Raw genomic sequence first — 14,373 nt, 5'->3', positions numbered from 1 at the left:
AACTTTTCCCGCACTGCGCCATGAAAAAGATGCCTGCGATACTTGGGGGTGAACACAAAATGGTAGTTCAAGTTGTAATGCGAATGGCGTGTAGTGCGCTCCTGGGGCATATGCATATGATAGCATATCCGCTGCCCACTATGCTATGTGCTCCTTCGGAGCACGTGGGGGAGTCCATGTATCCCCGGTTTAAAAACCGGGGGATTATAGCTCCCCCACACCCCCTCTTTTTTCTAAGAGGCGGAAATCGCCTTCCATAGGGAGCCGAGGTAGCCCTTGCCGAAGAAGTGCACGTGGGCCAGGAGGTAGTAGACCTGGTACTGGGGCAGGGCCTCCTCCACCTCCTCCGGAATGGGGTATAGTGCCTGGTAAGCCTGCCAGAAAACTTTGGGAAACCCTCCGAATAGGCGCATCATGGCCAGGTCCACCCCCCGCTCCCCCACGAAAAAGGAAGGATCCAAGAGGGCAGGTCCCTCCGGGGTAAACCGAAGGTTGCCGTGCCAAAGATCCCCGTGCAGGGGTGCAGGCCCCTCGGCGGGCAGGGGCCTCTGAAAGAGGGCTTCCACCCTGGGACCAAGGCCCTCGAGGCGGTCCCAAGTGGCCTGCAAGAGAGGCTCTATGCGCCGCGAAAAGAAGAACTCCGTCCACTCCCTCCCCTCCCCGCCCGGCAGGGGAAAGGTGCCCAAAAACCCCGCCTCGGCCCGGTAAACCGCTTCGCGCTGGCGGTGTAGCCCCGCCAACATGCGGGCCAGGCCCTCCCAATCGGGTGGTCCTTCCGGCAGATATTCCAGGATCAATCCCTCTTCCGAGGCAAAGAATACCCGGGGCACCCGCACCCCCCGCTCGGCCAGGGCCTTAAGCCCCTGGGCTTCCGCGGGGAAGAGGCCTAAAGGTGGGTTCGGCGCAAGCTTCACCACATAGGCCCCCAGGCGGTATACCCGGGAAATATCCCCACCGTAGAGGGACTGAGGCACACCCTTGGCCTCAAGCCCCGCCCGTTCAAGAAGTTTCCTGGGGTCCATCCTCCCCCAAAAGGCGGTCCAGGAAAGCCCTGGCAGCCGCTTCCACCATCCAGTAGACCTCTTGGCAGTCCTCCAGGTCCCCGTAGTACGGGTCCGGCACCTCCCCCCCGCCCAGGTAGTCCAGGAGGAGGTGGACCTTCTCCCTGGCCTCGGGGAAACGCCTTTGCACCTCCACCAGGTTCTCCCGGTCCATCACCAGGATGTGGTCGTAGTGGAGGGCATCCTCCCGGGTCATCTGCCGGGCCACATGGGGAAAGTAGGCCCCTTCCCGCTCCAGCACCTTGCGGGCCCGGGGATCCATGGGCTCCCCGGCGTGCCAAGCCCCCGTGCCGGCGGAATCCACCTCAAACCGGGCCTCGAGGCCCCGCTCCCGGATGAGTTTGCGGAACGCTCCTTCCGCCATGGGGCTTCGGCAGATATTCCCCAAGCAGACAAAAAGCACCCGTACGGGACGGTCCATGCCTCCCATGATAAGCAGGTCCTCAGTAAGGAACCTCCGCCACCACCTCCGTACCCTTTCCCGGCTCCGAACGCACCTGGAAGCGCCCACCCCGGGCCTCCACCCGCTCCCGCATCTGCGTGAGGCCAAACCCACCTAAGCCCTGGGCCTCGGCGTTTTGGAACCCCTTCCCGTTGTCCCGCACCACCAGCCGCGCCCCCCGCTCCCGCAAGGGGAGGAGTTCCACCTCCACCCGGCTGGGCTTGCCGTGCTTGGCGGCATTGGTGAGGGCCTCCTGCAGAACCCGGAAGAGGACCAGCTCGCTGGCCTGGGAAAGCCCCACTCCCTCCGGCAAGGCAAGCTGCACCCGAAAGCCCGCCTGCTCGGCAAAGGCCTGGGCGTAGCGGCGCACGGATTCCAGGAAGCCGTAGCGCTCCAGGTCGATGGGCCTCAGGGCGAAGATGCTCCGGCGCACCTCCCGGATCTGCGCCCTCAGGGTCTCCTTCACCTCGGCCAAGGCCTTCAGGGCCGCCTCCTGGTCCTTGGCAAGAAGCCTCTCCGCCAGATCCAGCTTCAAGGCCATGAAGGCCAGGCTCTGGGCAATGCCGTCGTGGATCTCCCGGGCGATGCGGGTGCGCTCCTCGTTGATGGCCAGCTCCTCCGCCCTGAGGTACGCCTGGGCGTTGCGCACCGCCAAGGCCACCTGGGAGGCCAGGAAGGAGAGGAAAGGAATCCGCCGGGAAAGGCCCTTGCCCTTAAGGACCAGCACCCCCACCGTCTCCCTGGCCTTTAGGGGCAGGGCCAGGGTTTCCTCATCCACGAACACCGGCCCCTCGAGGCTCCCCTTCCAAACGCCATCCGGCAGGAAGGGATGGGAGGGCAGGGCCAGGTTCCGCACCACCCGGGGTACCAAAAACCCCTCCTCGTCCATCAGGAGAACCCCACCCCCCTCCGCCTCCGCCCAGGCCTGGATCCGCTCCAGAAGCCCTTCCAGGAGGCGGTCCAGGTTGGCCTCCGCCTTGAGGGCCTGGTCCACCTCAAAGAGGGTGAGGCGGTCCCGGCTTCGGGCCACCACGGATTGCAGGGCCCCGGCCACCTCGTGGGCCAGCACCTCCAAAAACACCCGTTCCGGCTCCGGAGGGCAGGCTTCCAGGTACCCTTTCAAACCCGGAAGCTCCACCCGCATCCCCCCGCATTCCTCCCCGGCATGGACCCCCTCGGCCTCGAGGGCCACAGGGTACCCCAGGGTCTCCCCCAAAGCCCGGGCGATGCGGGAGACCGCCTCCTCCAGGTTCTCGCTCTCCAAGGCCTCGCGGAACACCCGCCCTGCCGCCAAAAGGCGGCGGTTAGCCTCCTCCAAAGCCCTTCCCGCCCGCACCTTCTCCAGGGTTTCCTGGGCGATCCACTCCAGCACCGCATAGGTGACCAGAGGCCCCACCAGGCCGTAAAAGCCAAGCCGTAGCCAGAGGAGGCTATCCACGTGCCGGTAGGGCAGAAGGGCCAGCTCAAAGACCACCACCACCGAGGCGATCAGGGGCGGCAAAAGCCGCTGGGCCAGGCGCACCAATCGGTAAAGGCTGTGGCTAGCCATCCTTCCCCTTCGTACCCTCCTTTTTCAGGGCGGAGGCTACCGCATACCGGCTTTGATGCAGAAGCCCCCTGAGAAGCTGCACCTCCCCAGGGGAAAGCTGGGCCTTGTGGAAGATGCGCCGCAGGCGGCGCATGGCGTAAGGGTGGCGGTGTTCGTCGGTGAACCCGATCTCCAGCACATACCGCCCCAAATCGGCGAAGAATCCCTCGAGGGCCGCCACATCCGCCAGTTCCCCCTGGGATACCGTACTGCCCTGCTGCAACCAGGCCTGGTAAAGCTCGTAGGCAAAGACCACCACCGCCTGGGCCAGGTTCAAGGAAGGCTGCTCGGGAGCGGTGGGGATGGTACCGATGAGGTGGGCCAGGTCCAGCTCCTCGTTGGTGAGCCCAAAGGTTTCCCGGCCAAAGACCAGGGCAACCTCTCCCCTTATGGAAAGCACGTGGGCCGGCACCTCCCGGGCCGTCACCACCGGGGCCGGGTAGAGTTCCCGGGGCCTTCCCGTGGTGGCCACCACGAAGCTCACCCCCTGGAGGGCCTCCCCAAGGCTTCCCACCGCCACCGCCCGGTCCAGCACCTCCTCGGCATGCACCGCCAGCCAGTAGGCCTCCCGGGCCCACGGAGGGCCCACCCGGGGCGAGGGATTCACCAGGTAAAGCCGCGAAAGGCCAAAGTTCCGCATGGCCCGGGCCACCGCCCCCACGTTCATGGGCTCCTGGGGTTCCACCAAAACGATGCGCACGCGTTCCAGCACAGCCTCCTCCTCGAGGTCCTCACTGCCCAGGTGGGGGAGTAGGGGAAGCCTCCTCGTTAGAACCCGGAGGGTAGTCCGTAGGCGCCACCCCAGCCGGGGGGGCTTCCTGAAGAAGCCCCGTTCCCTCCGAGGGCGAAGCCTGCAGGGGAAGCACGGGTACCTTCCCCTGGGGGAACCAGACCTTTACCCCTTCCTGGGAAGGCTGGCCTGAGAGGAGATCCATCCCCACCTGCACCAGGCCTGCAGGCGGGGGGAAATCCCCTCCAGGCCTTCCCCTCAGGGCCCCCGCCACGAACTCCCGCCAGATGGGGGGGTTGACCACGGAGCTGGAAGGCTCCCTCCCTCCCATGCGCAAGGGCTTGTTGTCATCCCGGCCCACCCAGACCACTGCGGAAAGCCCTCGAGTCACCCCGGCAAACCACAGGTCCCGGGCCTCGTTGGTGGTGCCGGTCTTTCCCCCCACCACCCGCCCGGGGATGCGGGCCCCTTTGGCCAGACCCTTTTCCCCCAGGTCGTAGACATATCCCTTCAGGAGGTCCCACCCCTGGTAGGCCACCTGGGGATCAAAGAGGCGCTGCCGTTCCGGAAGAGCCTGGTAAAGCACCTGCCCTTGGGCATCCTCCACCCGCTTCACGTAGATGGGAGTAACCCGGTAACCCCCGTTGGCAAAGGCGGCATAGGCCGCCGCCAGGTCCACCGGGGTGATGGAGGCTCCCCCGATGGCGATGGCCAGGGTGGGATACTTCACCGCAAAACCCGCCTGGGACAGTTTTCTCGCCACCTTCTCCACCCCTATGGCCTGGGCGGTGTAGATGGCGGGCAGGTTGAGGGAGAGGTCCAAGGCATAGCGCACGGTGATCTCCCGGTTAAGAAAGGTGCCGGAGAAGTTCTTGGGCCGCCATACCCCTCCCTTCTGGCTGGGATCGGGAAACTCCAGGGGGCGATCGGGAACCAAGGTGGCCTGGGTCCAACCCTCCTCCAAGGCGGTGGCGTAGACAAAGGGTTTCACCGCACTCCCGGGGTTGCGCAGGGCCCGGGTGGCCCGGTTGTACTCATCCCCCTCCCGCCTTACCCCCCCCACCAGGGCCAGCACCTCCCCCGTTTCGGGATCCAGGCCCACGATGGCCAGCTCCGCCCCCTCCGGCAGCCTGGCTCCCTTGGCCGCGGCCTCCGCCGCCCGTTGCATGGCTGGGTCCAAGGTGGTGTACACCTTAAGCCCCCCCTCGCCGTAGACCTTTTCCTTCCCGAAGCGGGCCTCGAGGAAGCGGCGCACCTCGAGGACGAAATGGGGGGCCATCCGGTAGTCCAGCTGCCTGAGGATGCGGGCCTCGGGATCCACCAGCCTGGCCTCCAGGAGGTTTCCCTCCCCGTCGTAGCGCACCTCCCACCCCTTGGGGGCAAGGGGCTCCCGCCAGGCAGCCTCGGCCACCTCCGGGCTCACCCAGCCCTCGGCCACCATCTGGTCCAGAAGCAGGCGCATCCGCTCCCGCACCCCCTTCAGGTCCTGGTAGCGGGCGTTGGGAGCCGGGATCAAGGAGGCCAAATAGAGGCCTTCTGCCAGGGTCAAGGCAGCAGGGTCCTTACCGAGATAGGCTTCCGCCGCCCCCTTGATGCCCACGGCGTTGCCTCCCCAGGGCACCACGTTCAGGTACATCTCCAGGATCTCCGCCTTGGTGTAGCGCCTCTCCAGCTCGAGGGCCAGGGCCCACTCCTTGAACTTGCGCTCCAGGGAACGGGCCTGAGCCAGCTCCTTGAGGAGGGTGTTTTTGATCACCTGGGTAGTGATGGTGCTCCCCCCCTGAAGATCTCCCCGAAGGATGGCGTAGAGAGCCCCTAGAAGGCGCACGAAATCCACTCCATAGTGCTGGAAATACCGGCGGTCCTCCGAAAAAACCACCGCCGCCACCGCCGCCGGGGAAACCTCAGAAAGCCGCACCAGGCTCCGGTGGATGGCCCTTCCCTCCTCCACGCTGGCGATCTGGGCCAAGGGGGTGCCGTCCCGGGCGTAGAGGGTGGAGGTGGCGGTGAGGCGCAGCCGATCAAACTGGGAGAGGTCGGGAAGCTGGCGGGTGTAGGCGTACGCCAGATACCCCAGGGCCAGGCCTGCGCCCGCAAGAAGTCCGGCCAGGGACAGGAGGAGGAAGCGGAGCACCCGCACGGCCCTCAGTTTACATGGGCCTACCCTAAACCCAAAAAGCGGAATAGCTTGTCCCGGGTGAGGGGTTTTTCTATGGCCATCACTCGCACCACCTCGGCGGTAGTCCTAAGCTTTTCGGTGGGCTCTATGAGCACCGCCAAGGGCACCTCCTTAAGCCGGCGCACATGCCGGATGCGCGCGGCCACGGCAAAGGGATCCACGTCCAGATCCTGGTCCAAAAGCACATACCTGGGCGTGTGGTCCAACAGCCAAAAGAGGCCTTCCCGGGCCAGGTTAAAGTGGCGTACAGGCACATCCCGCTCCGAGAGAACCAGGTCCACGTAGGCCCGTAGGGCCTCGTTGCGGCTTAATAGGAGAAGGCCCGGATAATCCGACGCCACGGGGCCAGTTTATTCTGGGAGTGCGAAAGCGGTGTGAAAAATCTGGCTGGGGCGCGTGGACTCGAACCACGACCGGCGGATCCAAAGTCCGCTGTCCTGCCATTAGACGACGCCCCAGCGCCAAGGTGCTTGCCCCAACCAGCAAGGCAACCAAGAGGGATTGTAGGGCAAAGCGCGCCCGCCGTCAAACCCCCTTTACACGTTGAAGAGAATGTAAAGGACATCCCCATCCTGCACCTGGTACTCCTTTCCCTCGAGGCGCACCCAACCCCTTTCCTTGGCCCTGGCCCATCCAGAAGCCTCCACCAGCTTGTCCCAGGGAATGACCTCAGCCCGGATGAAGCCCTTCTCCATGTCGGAGTGGATCTCCCCCGCCGCCTCCGGGGCCTTGGTTCCCCGGCGCACCGTCCAAGCCCGCACCTCCTTCTCCCCGGCGGTAAAGAAGGTGATGAGGCCAAGGACCCTATACCCCGCCTGGGCCAGGCGCTGGAGGCCACTTTCCCTTAAGCCGTAGGCGGCGAGAAGCTCCCGTGCCTCCTCTGGGGAAAGCTCGGCCAGCTCCGCCTCCAGCCGGGCGGAAACCACCACCACCTCGGCCCCCTCGGCCTTGGCCCTTTCCCGCACCGCCTGCACATGGGGGTTGCCCTCCCCCTCGGGTAGGTCCTCCTCACCCACGTTGGCCACGTAGATCACCGGCTTGGCGGTGAGGAGGGGGGTTTCCTTAAGCAGGCGGCGAAGCTCGGCATCCTCTCCCTGCTCTCCGTTTAAGAGGAAGGTGCGGGCGGGCTTTCCCCCTTGCAGGTGGGTGTAAAGGGCCTCCGCCACCTCGAGGGTGGGGGCCAGGTCCCGGTTGGCCCGGGCCTCCTTCCTAAGCCGCTCAAGCCGCCTTTCCCAGGTGGCGAGATCGGCCAGGAGAAGCTCGGTTTCCACCACCTCCGCATCCTCCAGGGGATCCACCCGGCCCATCACGTGCACCACATCGGGATCGGGAAAGCACCGGAGCACGTGGGCGATGGCCGCCACCTCGCGGATGTGGGCCAGAAACTGGTTGCCCAGGCCTTCCCCCTTGTGGGCTCCCTTGACCAGGCCCGCGATGTCCACAAACTCCACATGAGTGGGGACAACCGGAGGCTTGCGATCCCCCTTGGCAAATACCTCCTGCAAGGCGTAAAGCCTTTCGTCCTCCAGGGATACCACGCCCACGTTCTTGTCGATGGTGGCGAAGGGGTAGTTGGCCGCCAAAGCCTGTGCCCGGGTTAGGGCGTTAAAGAGGGTGGACTTGCCCACGTTGGGTAGACCGACGATTCCCACAGCCAGCATCTCAACCTCAAAAAAAGCCCCACCAAGGGGCCTCTTTTCATCCTATCACATCCCTTGCGTATGATGGCAGGGTATGGACCTGGCCGCCCACATTGACCACACCCTCTTAAAACCCACCGCCACCCCGGAGGAAATCCTGAAGGTGGCGGAGGAAGCCCTGGAACACGGGTTTTTCGGCCTCTGCATCCCTCCATCCTATGTCCCCCTGGTGCGGGAGCGTTACCCCCATGCTCCCTTTCGCCTGGTAACCGTGGTGGGCTTTCCCCTGGGCTACCAGGCCAAGGAAGTCAAGGCCCTCGAGGCAGCCTTGGCCCTCGCCCAGGGAGCCGATGAGGTGGATATGGTGATCCACCTGGGCCGGGCCTCGGCTGGGGATTACGCCTATATCGAGGAAGAAGTCCGCACCGTGCGCCAGGCAGCACCCAAGGCGGTGCTCAAGGTGATCCTGGAAACAGGCTACTTCACCCCTGAAGCCCAGGGTCAGCCCCGTAGGGGCTATCTTGAAAACCTGGCCGAGGCGGCCATCCAGGGCGGGGCCGACTTCCTGAAAACCTCCACCGGCTTTGGACCCCGGGGGGCCAGCTTGGAGGACGTGGAGCTCCTGGTAAGGGTGGCCCGGGGCCGGGCCCAGGTCAAGGCCGCAGGCGGCATCCGCAACCGGGAAACCGCCATCAAGCTCCTCGAGGCGGGGGCCACCCGGCTGGGTACCTCCAGTGGGGTGGCCCTGGTGAAGGGGGAAGATGGGGATGGGTACTAAAAGACGGCGGAAAAGGCCCACCCTGGCCGGGGTTCCCGGGTATTTAATACTCCTGGTCATCCTCCTCCTTTGGCTTTTCCAGGAGCTCCGTCCAGGCCTCCCCCCACCTCCCCCACAGGCGGAAGCAGGGGGCGTGGAGGTCTACTTCATGCCCCGGGAAGGGGAGGCTGCCAAGGCCCGGCTCATCGCCCTCATGGACGGAGCCAAGGAAAGCCTGGATGGGGCCTTCTACGAGTTTCGCGACCTGGAGATCGCCAAGGCCTTACTCAGGGCCAAGGAGCGGGGGGTGAGGGTAAGGCTCTACGGGGAAAGCGATTACCGAAACGACTTCCGCCGCTACCTGGTGGGTGGGGCCTTGGGCCAGCAAGGGGAAACTCCCCGCATACCCCAGGCGGCCCTACGGGAGCGCATCCGGCCTTTGTCCCTGGACTGCGAGGAGATCGTGGGGATCCCTGTGTGCTTTGACGAACGGGGAGGCTTCATGCACCACAAGTTCTTGGTGGTGGACAGGCAGGCGGTCTGGACGGGAAGCGCCAACATGACCTGGAATGCCTTCGCCCGGAACAACGAAAACAGCCTCCTCCTGCCTTCTTCCACCCTGGCCCAAGGCTATGCCGGGGAGTTCACCGCCCTCTTCGAGGGCACCAAGGAAGGCCTAGGAAAACCAGTTGCCTTCCACCTTTCCCCGGAAAAGGGCATACCGGCCGAGGGCACCGCCTACTTCAGCCCCAAAGGGGGTGCGCTGGGCCGGGAGGCTCTTCTGGAAAGGCTCAGGGCTGCCAGGAAAGAAATCCTGGTGGCGGCCTTCGTGCTCACGGACCGGGGGGTGGTGGAATCCCTGGTCCAGGCCCAGAAGAGAGGGGTGGGGGTGCAGGTCCTGTTGGAAACCCGCAACCTTGGGGATAGCCGGGAAGAGGACCTCCTGCGGGCCGGCGTGGCGGTACGGAAGGACGGCAACCCCTACACCCTCCACCACAAGGTGATGGTGATCGACGGTACCTTTGTGATCACGGGAAGCTACAACTTCACCGCCAGGGCCTGGCAGGTGAACAACGAGAACCTTCTGATCCTGCAAAGCCCCGCCCTGGCGGAACGCTACCGGGAGGAGATCCTAAGCTTATGGCGGGAAGGGCAACCCCTTTAGTGCTGACCCTGGCCTCGGGAAGCCCCAGGCGCAGGGCTCTCCTCGAGGCATTGTTCGCTACGCGAAGCAGCGAGGCCCTGGGCTTCCCCCTTAAGGTGGTGCCCCCAAGGGTGGAGGAAGCTGGGGAAGACCTTCCCCAAGACCCCAGGGAGCTGGCCCTAGCCCTGGCCCGGCGCAAAGGGGAGGAGGTGCCGGGGGAGTGGGTGCTGGCGGCGGATACCGTGGTGGACCTGGACGGCCAGGTCCTCGGTAAACCCAGGGATGGGGTGGAAAACCACCTCTTCCTCCGCCTCCTCTCCGGGAGAACCCACCTGGTCCACACCGCCATCTACCTGCGCACCCCTCAGGATTTGGTGGTGGAGGTGCACACCACCCGGGTCCGCTTCCGCAACCTTTCCGAAGAAGAAATCGCCTGGTACGTGCAGAGCGGCGAAGGCCTGGACAAGGCAGGGGGCTACGGGGCCCAAGGCCTGGGAATGGCCCTCCTGGAGGGAATCGAGGGGGATTTCTACACGGTGGTGGGCCTGCCCGTGGCCCGGGTCTTCGCCCTCCTCTGGGAAAGGGGGTTCAGGCCGTGAGGGAAGTGGCCTTGCGACGGGGGATCTTCCTCCTCCTCCTGGCCTTGGGCCTGGCGATGGCGGCCCTAACGCGCCCCCTTGCCCCCCGCCTTTCCCTCACCCTTTCCCCCCTCACCGCTCCCCTGCCCGCCCTGGGCCACCGCCTAGGGCAGAACTTGAGGGCTGCCTCCGCCATTCTGCTGAACCGCCAGGACCTCTACGGGGAAAACCGCTCCCTGAAGGCCCAGCTCGCCCAGCTGGAAAGCGAGAATCGAAGGCTTCGCCTCGAGGTGGAACGCCTTTCCCGGGCTCTCAAGGTGCAGGCCTCGCAGGCCCCCGGGGTGGTGGCGGTGGCCCCGGTGGTGGGGGAGGACCTCTCCGGCCTTTACCGCCGCCTGATCCTGGGCCTAGGGGAGCGGGATGGCCTCCGACCCGGCATGCCCGTAACCGCCCCTGAAGGGCTTGTGGGCCTCATCGTGGAGGTGGAGGAACGCCGGGCCCTGGTGCGCACCCTCCTGGATCCGGAAAGCCAGGTGGGGGTCCGGCCGGAAAAGGCCCCCGGACGCGGCATTGCCCGGGGCGTTCCGCCAAACCTGCTGGCGGCGGAGTTCCCCCCCACGGTAAGGGTAGTCCCGGGAGACCTGCTTCTCACGGGCGCCCCCTTGGGCCTTTTCCCCGACGGCATCCCCGTGGGCCGGGTGGAACGGGTGGAACGCATCCAAGGAGGCCTTAAGCAACGGGCGTGGGTTAAGCCCTTGGTGGAGCTCTCCCTTCTGGAGGAGGTCATCGTGCTGAGGCCCTTATGATCTGGCTTCTCCTCTTCTTGACTCTTTTTTTATCGGGGCTCTTGGGAGCGCTGTGGCCTGCGGGGCTCATGGCCCCGGACCTCTTCCTGGTCCTGGCCCTCCTTTATGCCCGTAGCCTTCCCTATTACCTGGGCCTCCCTTGGGCCTTTTTCCTTGGGCTTGTGCAGGACCTCTTGGGCTACGGGCTGTTGGGCCTCCATGCGGTGGGGCTCCTGAGCGCCAGCTACGCCTTCTATGCGGCAAGCCGCCGCCTGGCCCCGGGAGAGACCCCTGGGGTTCTCTTTTCCTTTCTGTGGGCCTTTTTGGCCAAGTGGGCGGGCTACTTCCTGGTGGCCTACTGGCTCCGCCTCGAGCTTCCTCCCCTAAGCCTTTTGGACCTCCTCCTCGAGGGGCTTTTCACCCTTCCCTTCGCCCTCTTGGCCTGGCGGTTTCTGTCCTCCCCCCGACGACCATGACCAGCCGGCTTTACGCCCTCATGTTCTTCTTTCTCTTGGCCTTCGGCCTCCTGGCCCTCAGGGCCTGGCAGCTTCAAGTATTGGAACACGAGAAATACGCTCTGAGGAGCCAGGGCAACTACCTCAAAACCGAGGGCATCCCGGCCCCCAGGGGCCGCATCCTAGACCGCAAGGGGCGGGTGATCGCCCAGGACCGGCTGGTGGTGGACCTGGTGTACGAGGGGGGCGAGGTGGCCTTCAAGGAAAGGCTCCTCCCCCTCCTGGGCCTGAAGGAACTCCCCAAGGTCCAAGGCCCCACGGTCCTCAAGGCAGGGGTACCCGAACACCTCCTTCCCACCCTGGCGGAGATCGCCGCTGGGCAGAAGAACCTCAAGCTGGTGGAGCGCATCGAGCGCTCCTACCCTAACCCCATCTCGGGCCCCGTCCTGGGGTATGTGCTCCAGGCCAATGCCGAGCAGGTGAAGCGGGGATATAGCCCCGACGAGCAAGTGGGCCAGGCAGGCCTCGAGGCTGCCCTCGAGGCCTACCTCCGGGGCAAGCGCGGGGTGAAGGCGGTGGAGGTCAACGTCCGGGGCGAGCGCCTCAGGGAAACCATCCTGGAGGAACCCACCCCGGGGCAGGATGTGGTCCTCACCCTGGACCTGGACCTCCAGCGAGTGGCGGAAAAGGCCCTGGAGGAAGCCCTGGCCGACATCAACGCCGGGCGGAGGTCCAAGGGTCTTCCCCCCGCCACCCGGGTCAAGGGAGCCATCGTGGCCCTGAATCCCAAAACGGGAGAGGTTCTGGCCATGGCCAGCGCCCCATCCTTCGATCCGAGCCTTTTCGCCAAGCGGCCCGTACCCCAGGAGGTCCAGACCCTTCTTAAGGACAAGGACCTTCCCCTTCTGAACCGGGCGGTGCAACCCTACACTCCAGGATCCACCTTCAAGCTGGCTACCAGCTACACCCTTCTGGAAGAGGGGTACGTGAGCCCCTCCACCGCCTTCCGGTGCAGCCCCTACATCGTCTTTGGAGGCCAGGTGCGCCGCAACTGGGCCACCCGGGATATGGGTCCCATGACGGTCAAGGAGGCCATCGCCTGGAGCTGCAACACCTGGTACTACCAGGCGGTGGCCCAGGACCCCCTGGGGGTGGTGGACCGCCTGGCGGCGAGGGCCCGCCTTCTGGGCCTAGGGGAAGCTACCGGGCTGGAAATCGCCGAGCGAACGGGGCTTCTCCCCACCCGGGTATGGAAGCGGGAGGCCTTCAAAGAGCCCTGGTACCCGGGGGAAACCCTTTCCCTGGCCATCGGGCAGGGCCCCGTCCTCACCACCCCAGCCCAGGTGGCCCGGATGCTCTCCACCCTCGTCAACAGCGGAGAGAAACCCACCCTCCACCTGGTCAAACGCCTCGGCCCAAGGGAGGTGAAACCCCGTCTTGAACCGATTCCCGGACGTTTCTGGACAATCCTTCAAGAGGGCCTACGAAAGACCGTGAAGGAGGGTACCGCCCGCCATATCCTCGGGAGCTTTCCCGTGCCCACCGGCGGCAAAACCGGCACCGCGGAAACCCCAGGCAAGCGGGCAGGCCTCGAGCACGCCTGGTACATGGGTTACGGCCCCGCTGAACCTGGCTCCCCCTACCCTCCCCTGGTGGTGGTGGCCTTCTTTGAAAACGGGGGAGAGGGAAGCCGCGTGGCCCTTCCTGCGGTGCGCAAGGTCATGGCCGCCTACTGGCAGGTGGAGGAAGCCCAGGCCAGGTAGAATAGCGTCATGCGCCTCCGCGCCACCCCCAAAGCCTTAGCCCTGCGCCTGGATGGGGGCGAAACCCCGGAAGAAATCCAGAACCTCAAGCTGCCCGAAGACCTTCCCCTCGAGGTGGAGGTGGCCGGGCCTGTATCCGGAAAGGTGCTGGAAGCCCTCCTGGAGCTAGGCCGGCCCCTTACCCTGATCCCTCCCAGAAACCGCCTTCCCGCCGGCACCCTGGTCCTCAGCAAGACCCTGCGTTCCGGCGAACGGGTGGAGCACCCCGGCACCGTGGTGGTTCTGGGCGACGTGAACCCCGGGGCCGAGGTGGTGGCGGGAGGGGATGTCATCGTGGTGGGCAAGCTGCGCGGCCTCGCCCATGCCGGCGCTGGTGGGGACGAGGAGCGCTTCATCTTCGCCCTGGAGCTGGCCGCCAAGCAGGTGCGCATCGGCGCCCACTTGGCCCAGGCACCAGAGGAACAGGACACCCAGAGCCCCGAGATCGCCCGGGTCCAGGAAGGAAAGATCGTGGTGGAGCCTGCTAGAAAGCGATAGTGCCTGTCTCCACCCCGTAGCGCTTCAGCACCAGGTAAATAACCCAACCCGATACAGCCACATACAGCCAAATGGGCACCAACACCCTGGCCCAACGCTTGTGCAGGATGAACTCCCCCCTAAAAGCCCTCCAGATCACGTAAAGGGCCAAGGGGCCGTTGATGGCGGCCAAAAGGGTGTGGGTGATGAGGAGGAGGTAGTAAGCCCCCCGCCAGGCCTCCGGCCCCCCGTAGGCGGTGGTGCCGTAAAGGGCCCACTTGGCAAGATAGAACACCAGGAAAAGGAGGGCCAAGGAAGTGGCCGTCAACATGGCCCGATGGTGGGCCACCCTGTTCCCCTTCTTGATCAGGACGACCCCCGTCACCAGGGCCAACCCGGAAAGCACGATGCTCCAAACCGCCAGGAAACCCAAAAGCTCCTTCACCGCTTTCCCTCCCCTAGCCGCTCACCCAGAAGCCGAACGGGCTCCAGCTTCGCCGTGCGCGCATAGCTATAACCCCTGAGGAAATCCTCCTCCTGGCCCAATAGCTGGTACAGCCTAAGGTAGGCCACGGCCAAAAGTCCATCCCGCTCCCGCCCTGGGGGAAGCCGGTGGAGAAGCCTGACGATCTCGCGGAACCTGGGAACCTGGCTGGCCTCGAGGGAAGTTCCCCTCAACGCCCGGGCCAAGTCCGCCAAGGTATCGCCGTTAGGCCTCATAGCCCCCAGGAGTGT

At 65.3% G+C, this 14,373-nt stretch carries 17 protein-coding genes and 1 tRNA gene; 7 read left to right on the top strand and 11 right to left on the bottom strand.

Going from position 1 to position 14,373, the window contains the following annotated elements:
* From F604_RS13515 to ychF, 9 genes are all read right to left on the bottom strand, one after another.
* On the bottom strand, window positions 1-110 hold a 110-nt coding region (locus tag F604_RS13515; RefSeq protein WP_211209617.1), incomplete at its 3' end, for a transposase.
* 123 nt (window positions 111-233) lie between these two features.
* A complete protein-coding gene (locus F604_RS0108660) occupies window positions 234-1,022 on the bottom strand; it encodes a fructosamine kinase family protein (RefSeq protein WP_019551310.1) in 789 nt (262 codons plus the stop codon).
* Window positions 1,000-1,491: a low molecular weight protein-tyrosine-phosphatase gene (locus F604_RS0108655; RefSeq protein WP_019551309.1), complete on the bottom strand. Its 492-nt coding sequence runs from the start codon at window positions 1,489-1,491 to the stop codon at window positions 1,000-1,002. Before F604_RS0108655 ends, F604_RS0108660 begins: the two co-directional genes overlap by 23 nt.
* Before the next feature lie 13 nt (window positions 1,492-1,504).
* Window positions 1,505-3,052, bottom strand: a complete 1,548-nt coding sequence (locus F604_RS0108650; RefSeq protein WP_019551308.1) for a sensor histidine kinase — start codon at window positions 3,050-3,052, stop codon at window positions 1,505-1,507.
* A complete protein-coding gene (locus F604_RS0108645; protein WP_026329089.1) occupies window positions 3,045-3,800 on the bottom strand; it encodes an RNA methyltransferase in 756 nt (251 codons plus the stop codon). The genes F604_RS0108650 and F604_RS0108645 overlap by 8 nt, the downstream gene beginning before the upstream one ends.
* A gap of 22 nt (window positions 3,801-3,822) precedes the next feature.
* Window positions 3,823-5,961 carry a transglycosylase domain-containing protein gene (locus F604_RS12055; RefSeq protein ID WP_019551306.1) on the bottom strand — a complete coding sequence of 713 codons (2,139 nt, stop codon included), beginning with the start codon at window positions 5,959-5,961 and terminating at the stop codon, window positions 3,823-3,825.
* 20 nt (window positions 5,962-5,981) lie between these two features.
* Entirely contained in the window at window positions 5,982-6,341 is a 360-nt protein-coding gene (locus F604_RS0108635; RefSeq protein ID WP_019551305.1) for a response regulator, read from the bottom strand.
* Window positions 6,342-6,384: 43 nt separating this feature from the next.
* Window positions 6,385-6,458: transfer RNA gene (locus F604_RS0108630), tRNA-Gln, on the bottom strand.
* Window positions 6,459-6,536: 78 nt separating this feature from the next.
* Window positions 6,537-7,661, bottom strand: coding sequence for a redox-regulated ATPase YchF (ychF, locus tag F604_RS0108625; protein WP_019551304.1), 1,125 nt, complete (start codon window positions 7,659-7,661; stop codon window positions 6,537-6,539).
* A gap of 73 nt (window positions 7,662-7,734) precedes the next feature.
* On the opposite strand from ychF, the gene deoC reads away from it, so the two are divergent.
* Genes deoC through minC form a run of 7 tightly spaced genes read left to right on the top strand, consistent with a single transcriptional unit; the run spans window position 7,735 to window position 13,659 of the window.
* Window positions 7,735-8,418 carry a deoxyribose-phosphate aldolase gene (gene deoC / locus F604_RS0108620; protein ID WP_019551303.1) on the top strand — a complete coding sequence of 228 codons (684 nt, stop codon included), beginning with the start codon at window positions 7,735-7,737 and terminating at the stop codon, window positions 8,416-8,418.
* The gene (locus F604_RS0108615; protein ID WP_026329088.1) at window positions 8,408-9,562 is read left to right on the top strand and encodes a phospholipase D-like domain-containing protein; all 1,155 of its coding nucleotides are present in this window, start codon (window positions 8,408-8,410) and stop codon (window positions 9,560-9,562) included. Before deoC ends, F604_RS0108615 begins: the two co-directional genes overlap by 11 nt.
* Entirely contained in the window at window positions 9,538-10,140 is a 603-nt protein-coding gene (locus F604_RS0108610; protein ID WP_026329087.1) for a Maf family protein, read from the top strand. The genes F604_RS0108615 and F604_RS0108610 overlap by 25 nt, the downstream gene beginning before the upstream one ends.
* Window positions 10,137-10,925 carry a rod shape-determining protein MreC gene (mreC, locus tag F604_RS0108605; RefSeq protein WP_019551300.1) on the top strand — a complete coding sequence of 263 codons (789 nt, stop codon included), beginning with the start codon at window positions 10,137-10,139 and terminating at the stop codon, window positions 10,923-10,925. Before F604_RS0108610 ends, mreC begins: the two co-directional genes overlap by 4 nt.
* Entirely contained in the window at window positions 10,922-11,380 is a 459-nt protein-coding gene (mreD, locus tag F604_RS0108600) for a rod shape-determining protein MreD (RefSeq protein WP_019551299.1), read from the top strand. The genes mreC and mreD overlap by 4 nt, the downstream gene beginning before the upstream one ends.
* Window positions 11,377-13,122 carry a penicillin-binding transpeptidase domain-containing protein gene (locus F604_RS0108595; RefSeq protein WP_019551298.1) on the top strand — a complete coding sequence of 582 codons (1,746 nt, stop codon included), beginning with the start codon at window positions 11,377-11,379 and terminating at the stop codon, window positions 13,120-13,122. The genes mreD and F604_RS0108595 overlap by 4 nt, the downstream gene beginning before the upstream one ends.
* A 9-nt stretch (window positions 13,123-13,131) precedes the next feature.
* On the top strand, window positions 13,132-13,659 hold the full coding sequence (minC, locus tag F604_RS0108590) for a septum site-determining protein MinC (RefSeq protein ID WP_015717412.1): 528 nt from the start codon (window positions 13,132-13,134) through the stop codon (window positions 13,657-13,659).
* On the opposite strand, the gene F604_RS0108585 is transcribed toward minC, so the two are convergent.
* Window positions 13,646-14,083 carry a DUF420 domain-containing protein gene (locus F604_RS0108585; protein WP_019551297.1) on the bottom strand — a complete coding sequence of 146 codons (438 nt, stop codon included), beginning with the start codon at window positions 14,081-14,083 and terminating at the stop codon, window positions 13,646-13,648. The two genes, minC and F604_RS0108585, sit on opposite strands and share 14 nt — an antisense overlap.
* Window positions 14,080-14,358: a hypothetical protein gene (locus F604_RS0108580; RefSeq protein WP_015717414.1), complete on the bottom strand. Its 279-nt coding sequence runs from the start codon at window positions 14,356-14,358 to the stop codon at window positions 14,080-14,082. Before F604_RS0108580 ends, F604_RS0108585 begins: the two co-directional genes overlap by 4 nt.
* Window positions 14,359-14,373: the final 15 nt, after the last annotated feature.

It is taken from the genome of Thermus scotoductus DSM 8553, assembly GCF_000381045.1.
In the GTDB taxonomy this organism is placed as follows: Bacteria; Deinococcota; Deinococci; order Deinococcales; family Thermaceae; genus Thermus; species Thermus scotoductus.
The sequence above is the reverse complement of the archived record's forward strand: the minus strand, read 5'-3'. Positions and strand labels throughout refer to the sequence as shown.

What these genes read in the sequence shown, in the direction of transcription:
- F604_RS0108580 (WP_015717414.1), bottom strand. Translation starts at nt 14,358, where the DNA reads ATGAGGCCTAACGGCGATACCTTGGCGGACTTGGCCCGGGCGTTGAGG.
- F604_RS0108660 (WP_019551310.1), bottom strand. Translation starts at nt 1,022, where the DNA reads ATGGACCCCAGGAAACTTCTTGAACGGGCGGGGCTTGAGGCCAAGGGT.
- F604_RS0108615 (WP_026329088.1), top strand. Translation starts at nt 8,408, where the DNA reads ATGGGTACTAAAAGACGGCGGAAAAGGCCCACCCTGGCCGGGGTTCCC.
- deoC (WP_019551303.1), top strand. Translation starts at nt 7,735, where the DNA reads ATGGACCTGGCCGCCCACATTGACCACACCCTCTTAAAACCCACCGCC.
- F604_RS0108595 (WP_019551298.1), top strand. Translation starts at nt 11,377, where the DNA reads ATGACCAGCCGGCTTTACGCCCTCATGTTCTTCTTTCTCTTGGCCTTC.
- ychF (WP_019551304.1), bottom strand. Translation starts at nt 7,661, where the DNA reads ATGCTGGCTGTGGGAATCGTCGGTCTACCCAACGTGGGCAAGTCCACC.
- minC (WP_015717412.1), top strand. Translation starts at nt 13,132, where the DNA reads ATGCGCCTCCGCGCCACCCCCAAAGCCTTAGCCCTGCGCCTGGATGGG.
- F604_RS0108655 (WP_019551309.1), bottom strand. Translation starts at nt 1,491, where the DNA reads ATGGGAGGCATGGACCGTCCCGTACGGGTGCTTTTTGTCTGCTTGGGG.
- F604_RS0108610 (WP_026329087.1), top strand. Translation starts at nt 9,538, where the DNA reads ATGGCGGGAAGGGCAACCCCTTTAGTGCTGACCCTGGCCTCGGGAAGC.
- F604_RS0108650 (WP_019551308.1), bottom strand. Translation starts at nt 3,052, where the DNA reads ATGGCTAGCCACAGCCTTTACCGATTGGTGCGCCTGGCCCAGCGGCTT.
- mreD (WP_019551299.1), top strand. Translation starts at nt 10,922, where the DNA reads ATGATCTGGCTTCTCCTCTTCTTGACTCTTTTTTTATCGGGGCTCTTG.